The 14,927-nt window shown below is 40.6% G+C and carries 11 protein-coding genes; 7 read left to right on the top strand and 4 right to left on the bottom strand.

Going from position 1 to position 14,927, the window contains the following annotated elements:
* Positions 1-239: 239 nt before the first annotated feature.
* Positions 240-1,529: a glutamate-1-semialdehyde 2,1-aminomutase gene (hemL, locus tag P3L56_RS15840; protein WP_042848260.1), complete on the bottom strand. Its 1,290-nt coding sequence runs from the start codon at positions 1,527-1,529 to the stop codon at positions 240-242.
* Positions 1,530-1,741: 212 nt separating this feature from the next.
* Between hemL and erpA the strand changes: the two genes are divergently transcribed.
* Positions 1,742-2,086 carry an iron-sulfur cluster insertion protein ErpA gene (gene erpA, locus P3L56_RS15835; protein WP_042848258.1) on the top strand — a complete coding sequence of 115 codons (345 nt, stop codon included), beginning with the start codon at positions 1,742-1,744 and terminating at the stop codon, positions 2,084-2,086.
* A 226-nt stretch (positions 2,087-2,312) separates the two neighbouring features.
* Here erpA and btuF read toward each other — a convergent pair whose 3' ends face one another.
* A complete protein-coding gene (gene btuF / locus P3L56_RS15830; RefSeq protein WP_131680967.1) occupies positions 2,313-3,143 on the bottom strand; it encodes a vitamin B12 ABC transporter substrate-binding protein BtuF in 831 nt (276 codons plus the stop codon).
* 71 nt (positions 3,144-3,214) lie between these two features.
* The gene (gene mtnN, locus P3L56_RS15825) at positions 3,215-3,907 is read right to left on the bottom strand and encodes a 5'-methylthioadenosine/S-adenosylhomocysteine nucleosidase (protein WP_048608086.1); all 693 of its coding nucleotides are present in this window, start codon (positions 3,905-3,907) and stop codon (positions 3,215-3,217) included.
* A 244-nt stretch (positions 3,908-4,151) separates the two neighbouring features.
* On the opposite strand from mtnN, the gene dgt reads away from it, so the two are divergent.
* The 3 genes from dgt (at position 4,152) to relA (ending at position 9,431) form a co-directional block, all read left to right on the top strand.
* Entirely contained in the window at positions 4,152-5,678 is a 1,527-nt protein-coding gene (dgt, locus tag P3L56_RS15820) for a dGTPase (RefSeq protein WP_042848185.1), read from the top strand.
* 173 nt (positions 5,679-5,851) lie between these two features.
* Positions 5,852-7,183 carry a 23S rRNA (uracil(1939)-C(5))-methyltransferase RlmD gene (gene rlmD, locus P3L56_RS15815; protein ID WP_166685760.1) on the top strand — a complete coding sequence of 444 codons (1,332 nt, stop codon included), beginning with the start codon at positions 5,852-5,854 and terminating at the stop codon, positions 7,181-7,183.
* A gap of 16 nt (positions 7,184-7,199) precedes the next feature.
* A complete protein-coding gene (gene relA, locus P3L56_RS15810; RefSeq protein WP_042848182.1) occupies positions 7,200-9,431 on the top strand; it encodes a GTP diphosphokinase in 2,232 nt (743 codons plus the stop codon).
* Between the two features lie 60 nt (positions 9,432-9,491).
* Here relA and P3L56_RS15805 read toward each other — a convergent pair whose 3' ends face one another.
* Positions 9,492-9,836, bottom strand: coding sequence for a hypothetical protein (locus P3L56_RS15805; protein WP_198860868.1), 345 nt, complete (start codon positions 9,834-9,836; stop codon positions 9,492-9,494).
* Positions 9,837-10,485: 649 nt separating this feature from the next.
* Here P3L56_RS15805 and mazG point away from each other — a divergent pair.
* From mazG to eno, 3 genes are all read left to right on the top strand, one after another.
* On the top strand, positions 10,486-11,280 hold the full coding sequence (gene mazG / locus P3L56_RS15800; RefSeq protein WP_129466331.1) for a nucleoside triphosphate pyrophosphohydrolase: 795 nt from the start codon (positions 10,486-10,488) through the stop codon (positions 11,278-11,280).
* 569 nt (positions 11,281-11,849) lie between these two features.
* The gene (gene pyrG / locus P3L56_RS15795; RefSeq protein WP_042848176.1) at positions 11,850-13,487 is read left to right on the top strand and encodes a glutamine hydrolyzing CTP synthase; all 1,638 of its coding nucleotides are present in this window, start codon (positions 11,850-11,852) and stop codon (positions 13,485-13,487) included.
* Between the two features lie 65 nt (positions 13,488-13,552).
* A complete protein-coding gene (gene eno, locus P3L56_RS15790; RefSeq protein ID WP_042848174.1) occupies positions 13,553-14,854 on the top strand; it encodes a phosphopyruvate hydratase in 1,302 nt (433 codons plus the stop codon).
* Positions 14,855-14,927: the final 73 nt, after the last annotated feature.

Below are 14,927 nucleotides of genomic sequence, written 5' to 3'. Positions count from 1 at the left end.
AGAATTGCCGCGTAAAGTTTCACTTTTTAGCGTTGTTGGCTGTATTCACTAGATTTGGCCCCACACAGTTGTATACCTTAAGTTCTAGCTCACTTACCGCCTAGCTACAGGCTGAATTATTGAGAGAATTACTAAGTACAGTTTGAGTTATTGCATGAGGATATAGTTATCTATCGTTAACTATAAGAAGAATAGAGGTGAAAGTGGAGATAGCTTCACCTCTATAATGTTAGTGTAAATTAATTGTTTTTAATTTTCATCAGTGCAGTTTCGGCGGCTTTGATCGTTTTTTCAATGTCTTCATCACTGTGAGCGATAGACATAAAACCAGCTTCAAAAGCCGAAGGTGCAAGGTAAATGCCTTGTTCTAACATATAATGGAAGAATTTCTTAAACCGTTCTACATCGCACTTCATCACGTCTTGGTAGCAAGTTACAGTCGGTGCATCAGTAAAGAAAACCCCAAACATACCGCCCACATGGTTGATTACCATCGGGATACCTTGTTCTTGGGATACGCGTTTTAAACCACGGGCTAATTTTTCTGTTAGCTCATTTAAACGTGAGTGGACGCCTGGCTGAGCGACTTCTTTTAAGCAAGCGAGACCCGCTGCCATCGCGACAGGGTTACCCGATAATGTACCAGCTTGGTAAACAGGGCCAATTGGCGCGAGTTTTTCCATGATCTCAAGTCGGCCACCAAACGCGCCAACAGGCATACCGCCACCGATAATTTTACCTAAACAAGTTAAGTCAGGTTGAACATCGTAATAGTCTTGTGCGCCGCCCAGAGCTACGCGAAAGCCTGTCATGACTTCATCAATGATTAATACAGCATTGAATTCATCACAAAGCTCACGTAAACCCGGTAAAAACTCAGCTGTAGGAGGGACGCAGTTCATATTGCCAGCAACAGGTTCAACAATCACACAAGCAATATCTTCAGGGTAGTTTTCAAATGCTTGGCGAACTGAGGCAAGATCGTTATAAGTACAGGTTAAGGTGTGTTTAACAAAATCTTCAGGGACTCCTGGAGAATTCGGCTCCCCCATAGTGAGTGCCCCTGACCCTGCTTTTACTAATAAGCAGTCTGCATGGCCGTGGTAACAACCTTCAAATTTGATAATTTTATCACGTCCAGTGTAGCCCCGAGCAAGGCGGATAGCGCTCATGGTAGCTTCTGTTCCTGAATTCACCATACGTACCATATCCATAGAGGGCACTAGTTCACAGACGAGTTCAGCCATTTCAACTTCCGCTGCGGTTGGCGCTCCAAAACTTAAACCTTTATGCACAGCTTTAATTACTGCATCACGAATAACTGGGTGATTATGCCCTAAGACCATCGGCCCCCATGAGCCAACGTAATCCACATAGGCTTTGCCATCGACGTCATAAATATATGAACCGTCAGCCTTTTCTATAAACAAAGGGGTTCCGCCAACACCATTAAAGGCACGAACTGGTGAGTTTACACCACCAGGAATTTGTTCTTTTGCTAGTGCATAAAGTTTTTCAGATTGCGACATGGCAGGGCTCCAAAAAGAGGCTAAATAGAAATTTGCCTCCATTCTAAAGCACTGTCTCAATTAAACCAAATGTTGATCCTAAGATATGCACAATGTGTCTAATTGTGTAACAACACTTGAACGATTTAGTCAAGTGGCGGATAATTAGATTAATTGATCTGGGGCGGCTTTTGCTTCCCATGAATTTACCGGTTACCGGTTTGGAGCTAAAAATGAGTGATGATTCAGCTCTGCCCTTACAATTTACTGATGCGGCAGCAATAAAAGTTAAAGATCTAGTTTCTGACGAGGATAACCCAAATCTGCGTTTACGTGTTTATATTACCGGTGGCGGATGCAGTGGTTTCCAGTATGGTTTCACATTTGATGACCAAATCAATGAAGGTGATATGACCATTGAGAAGCAAGGTGTTGCTCTTGTGGTTGACCCAATGAGCTTACAATATTTAGTTGGCGGAAGTGTTGACTATACTGAAGGTTTAGAAGGCTCGCGCTTTATTGTGACGAACCCGAATGCTAAGTCTACTTGTGGGTGTGGGTCGTCCTTTAGCGTCTAATTTTCGTCATATTTCGAGCTGTGGCGGTGTTGGCTTCATTCAGCTACTCGGGTCACATACTTGTGTGTGCTCCCCGAGGTATCTTCATTTGCCGCCTTGCCACAACTCGAACTATTTAGAAAATTTCTGTAATCTGTAATCTGTAATCTGTAATCTGTAATCTGTAATCTGTAATCTGTAATCTGTAATCTGTAACCTATAATTCTCGGATTTTAGTTACTAATTATCAATTAGATAGTGAGTTTAGCTGTTCGCACAGTTGTTCGGTTGCATTCACAATCCTTGGGCCTGCTCGATGAAACCAATCTTCGTTTAACCGAATAACAGGGACATTGAGTTGGGGATGCCAAAATTCTTTCACTGCTTTTTCCTGTTCTGCTGAACCTGTCATGATAATCACATCTGGTTTGCGGGTGAGTACTTGCTCACGGCTGACTTGCGGCCATTGCACTGTACTATTAGCAAAAATATTTTCACCACCACAAAATTCCACAACATCATTTTGCAATGTCTGATTACCAGTACTAAATAAAGGCTGGATACCTAATTGAATAAACACACGTTTTGGTTTGTTGATTAAGGCTTTTTTATTTTGATAAGAGGCTAAGGTTGCCCGCATCATTTCAATATTGTGTTGTGCAATTTTGGGGTTAGGACTGTATTGTGCTAATTCAGTTACTGAATTAATCACTTCATCGATGCTTTGCGGGTCGAAATAAATAATAGGAATACCAAAAGATGCGAGTTGTTCGAGAGGGCGCTGTGGGTTTCCTCCTCGCCATGCAAGAATTAAATCCGGTTTAAGTGCGATAATACGCTCCACATTTAGCCCTTGCCAATCAGCAACTTGTTCTATTTTTTTTGCTTGTTCTGGATAGTCGGAGTAAGCACTAACTGCAACTAAATTATCACCTAATCCAGCAGCGTAGGCGAGTTCGGTGTTTGCTGGTGATAAACTAATAACCCGTTGTTTGGGGGTAGCTAGAGCAGAAAAAGTAACCAACAAGGTACATAACAAGGTAACAGTGAAGGAATAAAAATGAGGAATTCTTTTCATGACTATCATTTATCTTAGCTGCAATGAAAAAGCATAACGAAATGTTAGTTATGCTTTTTCATAGGAGAAAATTAAGCGAGTTTTGTTAAAATCGCGTTGATCATCAGTGAAGATTGGCGAGCAGCAATAGGTAAAAACTCATCAAAACTGGTATGAGACTCTTTATCGGCTACATCAGAAATGGCGCGAACGACAACAAATGGTACGCCAAACTGGTGGCAAACTTGCCCTATCGCAGTCGCTTCCATCTCAACTGCAGCAACTTGAGGGAACATGGCTTTGATACGAGCTAATGGTTCTGCTCCATTAATAAAAGCATCACCACTGCAGACTAAACCACGTACTGCATTCATATCCAATAAATTAATGCATTGTTCCGCAACGTTTATCAGGTTGCTATCCGCGACAAAAGCTGGTGGGCATTGTGCCATTTGGCCTGGCTCATAGCCAAACGCGGTGACGTCGGCATCGTGATAACGAACTTCAGTAGAGACAACAATATCACCAACATTTAAACGAGGATCTAACCCACCTGCGGACCCAGTGTTGATAACTACATCAGGTTGGCAATGTTCTAGTAATAATGTTGTACCGATTGCAGCCGCAACTTTACCAATACCTGATTTTAATAAAGCAACGTCAACACCATTAATTTTTCCGGTATAAATTTCACAGCCTGCGCGGCTGATCGTTTGGCAATTTTCAATTTGTGAGCGCAAAATAGCAACTTCTTGCTCCATTGCACCAATGACCCCAACTTTCATTTTGTCTCCTTCACCATATTCCCCTACTTAGTGTTTACAACACATTATTTAGGGAAAATAGAATTTTGTTGTGTTATTGCTTTGATCTTCGAGCGCTATCGCAACTAATATTGCAATATCTCATGTTTAAGCAATGAAATTACAAAGCTGTACGAAGTGTAGCATTGAAAGTTGAGGCGTGAAGTATTTTTCCTGCACTTTGGTTATATAATGACTAATAAATTTAGATAAGGGAGAGGAAAGAATGGGGGAGATTAACTTTCTTAAAAAGCTAAGCTTTCAGCGTAATTATACGAGTAGCGCAAAGAATCAAAAAGTTTCGGAAAAAGATGAAGACGCCGTTAATCGCTTATTTGAAAGTGATCGGGGGCGTATCATTAATTCTGCTGCCATTCGTCGCTTACAACAAAAAACACAAGTTTTTCCGTTAGAACAAAATTCTGCTGTACGTAGCCGATTGACTCACTCACTAGAGGTTCAGCAAGTGGGGCGTTACATTAGTAAAACCGTTTTGGGTGAATTAAAAAAGAGAAAGTTATTAGAAACCTATGGGTTAGATGAAAGGTGTGACGCCTTTGAAAGCCTCGTTGAAATGGCTTGCTTAATGCATGATATCGGCAACCCACCTTTTGGTCATTTTGGTGAAGCTGCAATACAGCGTTGGTTCAGTAAATTATTGGCTCCCGGCTATCTTTATACACCAGACTCTCCTGATCCATGCCAAATACACGCCTTACAATTGACAGGTAATGAAAAGCAAGACCTTTTTCGTCGTCAATTGAAGCACGATTTGTGTTCATTTGAAGGCAATGCTCAAGGGTTGCGTATGGCTCATCGGTTGCTCAAATTAAATTTGACCTACGCACAGATTGGTTCAATTTTGAAATATACTCGCGGGGCTTATGATTTAGCTCCGATCCCTGCAGAATTTGACTATTTAATGAAAAAACCGGGTTATTATTGGTCTGAATCAGATTTTGTCAGTGAATTGACAAAAAAACTCGATATGGAGAAATATTGTCGCTTCCCTCTCTCTTATATTATGGAAGCGGCTGATGATATTTCATATTGCATTGCTGATCTGGATGACGCTGCTGAAAAAGGTATTTTTACCGTCGAAAAATTAATCGATTATTTAAAGGCAGAATGGGGTCCTATTGAACCAAACGATTTGTTTGACCAAACCATTATGCGTGCTTATAACAATATTAGTGATAATCACACAAGGCGCATTCAACAAGATCAGTTTTTTATGTACTTACGCGTCAATATTACGAGTAAGTTATGCCATTACAGTGCTCAACAGTTTATAAAAAACTTACCTGAAATTTACCATGGTAATTTTAATAGCGCATTACTGGAAGATAAAAGCCCTGAGCATAGGTTATTGAAAGTATTAAAAACAGTGGCATTTAAGCATGTTTTTAACCACCATGAAGTTGAGGAACTAGAACTTCAAGGGTATCGCATTATTAGTGGGTTACTCGATTTCTATAGCCCATTATTAATGATGAGCAGAACAGATTTTGCGGAACTAGTGGACAAAAACTATCATAAGCATTTTTTTATTGAAACTCGTTTATTCCATAAGTTATCTAATAAGCACCGCTTATCTTATACTGAAGCGCTTGAAAAAATTTCTGCGACCAATGAGTCTGACCGCTCAATCCTCGAGTTTTATTACCGGGCACGTTTAATACAAGACTATATTAGTGGGATGACAGATCACTATGCCTATGAAGAATATAGAAAATTTATGGTCAGCAACTAACATTATATTGATGTTATGTAATAAATTCGCAAAGTATTCAATAAAATGATAGGAAAAACAGGTATACTAAGGGGACAGGTTTTTCCTTATTAATAGGCGGAAAAAGCAACGTGTTGAAACGGGAAAAACGGCAATCATTATTTTTATAACTTAATACTCCGTAGTGACTACTTATGGCTCAATTTTACTCTCCGAACCGCCGTACTACTTCACGCCGTCAAATAACGGTTATTGCTGAAAGCCTTGATGCTGCTGGGCAAGGTGTCGCTCGTGTCGATGGCAAAACGATTTTTGTGGCAGGCTTATTGCCTAATGAAGAAGCTCAGATTGAATTAACAGAAGATAAACGTCATTTTGCAAAAGCGAAGGTTATTAGGCGGTTGAGTACCAATCCACAAAGGGTTAAGCCACGCTGCGGTTACTTTGAACAATGCGGTGGTTGCCAACAACAGCATGTTGATATTGAACTACAAAGGGAGAGTAAAGCCCTTGCTTTACAGTATGTAATGTTACGCGAAACGGGGGTAGATAAACCAGCAACCCCGGTTATCAGCGGTGAGTCATATGGCTACCGTCGACGAGCACGCTTGGGTTTGCAATACCATTCTAAAAGCCATCGGTTAGTCATGGGCTTTCGAAAAACTCAATCGAATACTTTGGTTGATATAAAACATTGTCCTGTTTTATCACCCGATCTAGACATATTGCTTGAGCCGCTTTCACAATGCCTCAACCAACTCAGTATTGCCGCGAAACTGGGGCATGTTGAATTAATTTATGCGGATAACTGCAAAGTTGTATTGATCCGGCATTTGGCTCCTTTGCTATCTTCAGATAAACAAAAACTCATTGATTTTGAAAATCAGCACGGAGTGTCTATCTGGTTAGCAGGTAATGATGAAAACTTACATACGCTGACTGAGGCTTCCCCATTACCTGAATATCAAGTCGCAGGGGAAAGGTTGAGATTTAATCCGTCAAACTTTATTCAAGTTAATGCGCAAGTTAACCAACAAATGGTCGAGCAGGCGTTAGCATGGTTGGATATCAACAGTGAAGACAGGGTATTAGACCTGTTTTGTGGAATGGGTAATTTTACACTGCCTATTGCTCGGCTAGCGAAATCTGTCGTTGGGGTTGAAGGTGTTGAAAATTTAGTCGAACAAGCACGAAACAACGCTCAGCTCAATACTATTTATAATGTAGCATTCTATAATGAGAACTTAGAAGCACAAATTCATACACAGCCATGGGCAGCTCAAGGGTTTAATAAAGTGTTATTAGACCCTGCAAGGGCCGGAGCTGCTGGTGTAATGGAACATTTAATTAAACTGATGCCAGAAAAAATTGTCTATGTTTCATGTAACCCTACAACATTAGCTAGGGACAGCAAGGTTTTGCTTGGTGGGGGTTATCAATTATTACATTTGCGGATGTTGGATATGTTTCCGCACACTAGCCATTTAGAATCAATGGCGTTATTTATCCGTCGCCCAGAGGTTTAATCGGTAGGGAGAATATATGGTTGCAGTAAGAAGTGCACATCTTACCCCAGCAGGTGAGTTTGCCCCAGAAAATTGGGTTAATGGTTTAGGTTTGGGCAATAAGCAATCAGAAGAAAAGCTCATCCATACCTGGCAATACTGTCATGACAAATTAGCTGGACAAGAAAAAGCGCCTTTATTGCTATGGCGCGGCATTGAAATGACCGAGATACTCTCTACATTGAGTATGGATATCGGTAGCTTACAAGCAGCTTTGCTTTTCCCTTTAGTCGAAGAAGGGGAGCTAAAAGAGCAAGATGTGATTGATGAGTTTGGTAATTCTATTAACGAACTTGTTAAGGGCGTGTTGGAAATGGACGCAATTCGCCAGCTCAAAGCCACGCAGTCGAGTGAAACAAGCTCGATACAAGTGGATAATATCCGTCGTATGTTACTGTCGATGGTAGAGGATTTCCGCTGTGTTGTCATAAAATTAGCTGAACGCATCGCACATTTACGTGAGGTAAAAGATGCAACAGAAGATGAGCGCGTATTAGCCGCTAAAGAATGTTCAAATATCTATGCGCCTTTAGCGAATCGTTTGGGGATAGGCCAGCTAAAATGGGAACTAGAAGATTTTTGTTTCCGTTATTTGCACCCTGATGAGTATAAAAAAATTGCTAAATTACTCCATGAGCGCCGTATCGATCGTGAAGAATACATTGATAACTTCGTAGGGACATTACGAAAGTATATGTTAAAAGAGAGTATTCAAGCTGATATCTACGGTCGCCCTAAGCATATTTACAGTATCTGGCGCAAAATGAAGAAAAAATCTTTAGCGTTTGATGAACTGTTCGATGTGCGTGCAGTGCGTATTGTCGTCGAACGCTTGCAAGATTGTTATGCTGCTCTAGGGATTGTACACACCCACTTTCGTCATTTGCCGGATGAGTTTGACGATTATGTGGCGAATCCAAAACCAAATGGTTATCAATCGATTCATACGGTGGTACTTGGGCCAAATGGTAAAACCCTTGAAATTCAAATACGAACTCGTCAAATGCATGAAGATGCAGAGTTAGGGGTTGCAGCGCACTGGAAGTATAAAGAAGGCGCAACGGGTGTTGGCAAGGGCAGTAGCTATGAAAACCGCATTGCATGGCTGCGTAAGTTAATTGCATGGCAAGAAGAAATGGCCGATTCTGGTGAAATGCTGGATGAGGTGCGTAGCCAAGTATTTGATGACCGAGTCTATGTCTTTACACCTAAAGGTGATGTCGTTGATTTGCCAACGGGTTCGACGCCACTTGATTTTGCATATCATATCCACAGTGATGTGGGTCACCGTTGTATAGGGGCTAAGATTGGTGGTCGCATCGTGCCATTTAGTTACCAACTACAAATGGGTGATCAAATTGAAATTATTACGCAAAAGCATCCAAATCCTAGTCGTGACTGGTTAAATCCTAACCTTGGCTATGTTACCACTAGCCGTGGACGAGCGAAAATACAAAACTGGTTCCGTAAGCAAGATAGAGACAAAAATATCCTTGCGGGTCGCCAAATATTGGATAGCGAGTTATCTCACCTCGATATTAGTCTTAGAGAAGCAGAAAAGCTGTTGATAGCGCGGTATAACGTTCATTCATTAGATGAAGTTTTAGCGGGTATTGGTGGTGGTGATATTCGTATCAACCAATTAGTTAACTTCCTACAAAGTAAGTTTAATAAGGCGACAGCAGAAGAAGAAGACCGTGCAGCGATGAAGACGCTGGAAAGTAAGTCTTCAGTTCCAAGGGCACCATCTCATGGAAGTGGTCGTGTGGTCGTCGAAGGGGTGGGTAACCTGATGCACCATATTGCGCGTTGTTGCCAGCCAATCCCGGGTGATGAAATTGTCGGTTTTATTACCAAAGGGCGAGGGATTTCCATTCACAGTGCGGATTGTGAACAGTTGGCTGAATTGCAAAGCCATGCCCCTGAGCGTGTTATTGATGCCGTATGGGGGGAAAACTATTCAAGTGGTTATTCTTTAGTCGTCAGGGTAGTCGCAAACGATCGTAGTGGGTTATTACGCGATATTACGACAATTTTAGCGAACGAAAAAGTTAATGTCCTTGGTGTCAGTAGTCGTAGTGATGTTAAACAGCAACTAGCGACAATAGATATGACAATTGAGCTTTATAACATTGAGGTACTAAGCAGGGTACTCGCAAAATTAAATCAGTTACCTGATGTGATAGAAGCAAAACGCCATTCATCATAGGTTGTCGTCAGATATTGAGCCGCAGCGTTGTTGGCTGCGGTCTTTTACTTTAGCCAAATACTATTTTTTTGCGTGAGCAGGGTAATACTTATGAACACTCGCGATCATCGTTTTTTCTTGTGGTGTATTGTGGTCAATGACCGAAAGTAGAGGGTCAACATTGGGATTAGATAAATATTCAGAGGTATCATTACCTCTTAGCACACCTCCATCCCCATATCCTATGACTTCTCTGTTTAATTCATTCGCAAATGATTGATAGACACCATTAGTAACACCAAAGCATGATAGGACATGCAGTGGTTTTTGGGAAACCGTAAGGTCAACATTGTGAACTGATTTTATAGGAGATATCGCCTCTTTTACCGTTAAGTATTTTCTATTGGCCGTATTATTCGAATACATTGAAACTTGTCCATTAGGAGTTCCGTGTATGGTTAGAGCCTCTTCCTTCATTCCTTTAAAATCACTGATATAACCGATTTTAAAGTAGATATCTGATCGAGTACTTTTCTCAAAGCTAAAGGCTTTGCAAGTTTCATACCCTTTACCAACTCCTTTCGGATGAAGGTTGATTGAAGAGTTGCTAATTAATTTTACTTTTTTTTGAAAACAAAGATTTAAGGCGATTTTTTGGTATGATATCCGTTGTGTTTAGTTCACTGACTGGATACGTAATTTTATTAAACATGCTATTAGCTCTTTAATGTTTTTCTTACCATACTTATTTTTTGGACAGTATTTTTCATAAATGAAGGTAAAAATGTCGAATTTGTTTTTTTTATCGTCATTGATAGTTGATGAAGGGGAGATAGCTTATTGAATTCCCATATTATACTCGTCATACTTCAAGTTGCATGGAACGGGCATTCAGGTAACTGCATTACGCATTGGTGTATGCCTATCAGACTATTTTTGTTTGTCGTCTACATGCAATTTGCATTAATTAAAGTATAAAACTGCCATTGTAAAAATCGTTTCAGTTGGTTCTATCTTGTAATCAGTCAGTGATAAAAACCAACGCGTACAAAATCAAAGAAAAAAGGGAATAAAAATGAGTCAGGCCAATCCTCAGATAGAACGCTTATTGTCTATTATGGCACAGCTACGCGACCCTCAAAGCGGTTGTCCATGGGATAAAGTACAGACGTTTAAAACTATCGCACCATACACACTTGAAGAAACTTATGAAGTGTTAGATGCAATAGAGCGTGAAGATTTTGCTGACTTAAAAAGTGAATTAGGGGACTTATTATTTCAGGTGGTTTTCTATGCACAAATGGCGAATGAAAAGTCATTGTTTGATTTTAATGATGTCTGCCAAGCCGTGAGTGATAAGCTTGAGCACCGCCATCCCCATATCTTTGATGCTGATAATACGCTGAGCAGTACAGAGGTGATTGACGGGTGGGAAAAACGTAAATCGAAAGAGAGAGCTGAGAAATCCCAGTTTTCTGTACTGGATGATATTCCAAGCTCATTACCCGCGCTGATGAAAGCGTATAAAATTCAAAAACGATGTGCATCAGTGGGTTTCGATTGGGATACACTGGGTCCTGTAGTTGGTAAAGTTCATGAAGAATTAGAAGAGGTTATGGAGGAAGCAACTCAGGTTGTTGTCGATGAAACGCGCCTTGAAGAAGAAATTGGTGATTTATTATTTGCCACAGTAAATTTATCTCGCCATTTGGGGCATAAACCTGAAATAGCGCTACAAAAAGCATGCAACAAATTTGAATCTCGTTTTCGTCAAATTGAAAAATGTTTAGCTGAAAGTGGTAAATCTACAGAAAGTGCTACACTTGAGGAGATGGAAGCACTTTGGCAGCAGGTTAAGCGCCAAGAATAAAATGTCTCGTCATATTTCGCACTACAGCGTTGTTGGCTGCGTTCGGCTACACAGGTCACATACTTATGTATGCTCCCCGAGATATCCTCTCTTGCTGCCTAGCTGTAATGCGAACTATTTAGAGCCATTATATGTAAGTATTGAAACTATCTGTCGTTTTAAGATTTGGATATTGTTGGTTTATTCTAAAAGTAATTTATTCAACATTCCCAAACAAAGCTTCAAAAACAATGAATAACGTGGCATTTTTGGGCGTTAAATAGCGGGTGATAGAGTAAATAGTTATTCAAAATCAAAGTTAGTGCAGAATCGCATTTTTTTCGCCATATAATCAGCTGAAAGGATTTAGCTTTTGCCTTTAAACTGTGTTAATCTATAAAAACAGACATAGATGACTACTTTTAAAGCGATAAATAATTTTCGTTTTTAACTTGCTGATAATATTAGAGTATTGATGAAATTTAGCCTTATTATGCTTAGAACATTTGTAGCGAAATTAAGGTTCGGGTATACTGTTTTCCCGTCCTGTTATATCCATCATCTTTTAAACCTAAACTTTCAGGTTCAGCATGAAAACTAATTATATTTTTGTGACCGGCGGGGTCGTATCCTCTCTGGGTAAAGGCATTGCCGCAGCCTCTTTGGCGGCTATACTCGAAGCCCGTGGACTCAATGTGACGATTATGAAACTGGACCCCTACATCAACGTAGATCCAGGTACAATGAGCCCTACCCAACACGGGGAAGTTTTCGTTACAGAAGACGGCGCTGAAACTGACTTAGATTTAGGTCATTATGAGCGTTTTATCCGTACCAAAATGACACGTCGCAATAACTTTACGACTGGGCGTGTTTATTCCGAAGTTCTGCGCAAAGAGCGCCGTGGTGATTACTTAGGTGCGACAATTCAAGTTATCCCGCATATCACTAATGAAATCAAAGACCGAATTATCCGTGGTGGCGAAGGCCATGATGTCGTTCTTGTCGAGATTGGTGGTACTGTTGGTGATATTGAATCATTGCCATTCTTAGAAGCTATTCGTCAAATGGCGGCAGAAGTAGGTCGTGAGCGTACTTTATACTTACACTTAACTTTAGTGCCATACCTTGCAGCAGCGGGTGAAGTGAAAACTAAGCCAACGCAGCATTCTGTGAAAGAGTTACTATCAATTGGAATTCAGCCTGACGTATTAATTTGTCGTTCAGACCGTGTTATCCCTGCGAATGAGCGTGCAAAAATTGCGTTATTCTGTAATGTACCAGAAAAAGCGGTTATTTCCTTAAAAGACGTTGATTCTATTTATAAAATCCCAGCATTGTTAAAATCACAAGGTTTGGATGAATATATTTGTAACCGTTTCCGTATCGAATGCCCAGAAGCGAATTTATCTGAATGGGAACAAGTTATTTACGAAGAAGCTAATCCTGCAGGTGAAGTCACTATTGGGATGGTAGGTAAATATGTTGAGTTACCAGATGCATATAAGTCAGTTATTGAAGCACTAAAACACGGTGGTTTGAAAAACCGTTTAACAGTGAACATTAAATTAATTGATTCACAAGATATTGAAACTCGTGGTGTTGAATTACTAAAAGGCTTGGATGCTATTTTAGTTCCAGGTGGTTTTGGTGAACGTGGCATTGAAGGGAAAATTCTGACGGCAAAATATGCACGTGAAAATAACATCCCTTATTTAGGTATTTGTTTGGGAATGCAAGTTGCGTTGATTGAATTTGCTCGTAACGTTGCCAATATGGAAGATGCAAACTCAACAGAATTTAAAGCAGATTGTAAATACCCAGTTGTTGCGTTGATTACAGAATGGCGTGACGAAGAGGGTAACCTTGAAGTTCGCTCTGAGGAGAGTGACCTTGGGGGTACCATGCGAGTCGGCGGTCAGCCATGTCACTTAGTGAATGGTAGCTTAGTGCGTGATATGTATGGTTCAGAAACCATTATTGAACGCCACCGCCATCGTTACGAAGTAAATAATTTACTGTTGAAACGCATTGAAAATGCAGGCTTGAAAATTGCAGGTCGTTCAGTAGATAACAAATTGGTGGAAATTATTGAAAATCCAAATCATCCATGGTTTGTGGCATGTCAGTTCCATCCTGAATTTACTTCTACTCCAAGAGATGGTCACCCATTGTTTGCAGGTTTTGTTAAAGCCGCTGGTAAGTACCAGAAAGGTGAGTTGAAATAAGATATGGGGAAGTCGGTGCAGGTGTGCCAGCTTCCCGAAATTTAACTTGTACTGAGGAAAACCTAATGTCCAAAATTGTTAAAGTGATCGGCCGTGAAATCATTGACTCTCGTGGTAACCCAACTGTAGAAGCTGAAGTTCATTTAGAAGGCGGCTTTGTTGGTTTAGCAGCTGCACCATCAGGTGCATCTACAGGTTCTCGTGAAGCACTGGAACTGCGTGACGGTGATAAAGCACGTTTTCTGGGTAAAGGTGTTCTGAAAGCAGTTGCCGCTGTAAATGGCCCAATCGCAGAAGCCCTAACTGGTAAAGATGCAAAAGATCAAGCCAATATCGACCAAATCATGATTGACCTTGATGGCACAGAAAACAAATCTAAATTTGGTGCAAACGCAATTCTGGCTGTTTCTTTAGCAAGCGCAAAAGCAGCAGCAGCAGCAAAAGGCATGCCTCTGTATGAGCATATCTCTGATCTGAATGGTACTCATGGTCAATATTCTATGCCTTTACCTATGATGAACATCATCAATGGTGGTGAGCATGCAGATAACAACGTTGATATCCAAGAATTTATGATCCAGCCTGTTGGTGCACCAACACTGAAAGAAGCGGTTCGTATGGGTTCTGAAATCTTCCATCACTTAGCTAAAGTACTTAAATCTAAAGGTATGAATACAGCAGTTGGTGATGAAGGTGGTTATGCTCCTAACTTGGAATCAAACGCAGCAGCTTTAGCCGCAATTAAAGAAGCCGTTGAACAAGCTGGTTATGTATTAGGTAAAGACGTTACTCTAGCGATGGACTGTGCAGCATCTGAGTTCTATAACGCAGAAACGGGTAACTACGAGTTAAAAGGTGAAGGCAAAACCTTTACTTCACAAGAGTTTACTCACTATTTAGAAGAACTGACTAAACAGTATCCAATCGTTTCTATCGAAGACGGCCTGAACGAATCTGACTGGGACGGTTTCGCATACCAAACTAAAGTACTTGGTGACAAAATCCAATTGGTTGGTGACGACCTATTTGTAACGAACACTAAGATCTTAAAAGAAGGTATCGATAAAGGTATTGCTAACTCTATTCTGATCAAATTCAACCAAATCGGTTCGTTAACTGAAACTTTGGCTGCAATTAAAATGGCGAAAGATGCCGGTTATACTGCGGTTATTTCTCACCGTTCAGGTGAAACTGAAGATGCAACTATTGCAGATTTAGCTGTAGGTACAGCAGCAGGCCAAATCAAAACCGGTTCTATGAGCCGCTCTGACCGTGTTGCTAAATACAACCAGCTGATTCGTATTGAAGAAGCATTAGGCAAAAATGCGCCATTCAATGGCCTGAAAGAAGTGAAAGGCCAAGCTTAATTTAGTTTGACCTTAATAATATTATTACATGGGAAGCTTAGGCTTCCCTTTTTTATCTACTATTCATAGATAA

The organism is Providencia sp. PROV024 (genome assembly GCF_032709665.1).
GTDB classification, from domain to species: Bacteria; Pseudomonadota; Gammaproteobacteria; order Enterobacterales; family Enterobacteriaceae; genus Providencia; species Providencia huashanensis.
This window is presented reverse-complemented; position numbering and strand designations above follow the sequence as displayed.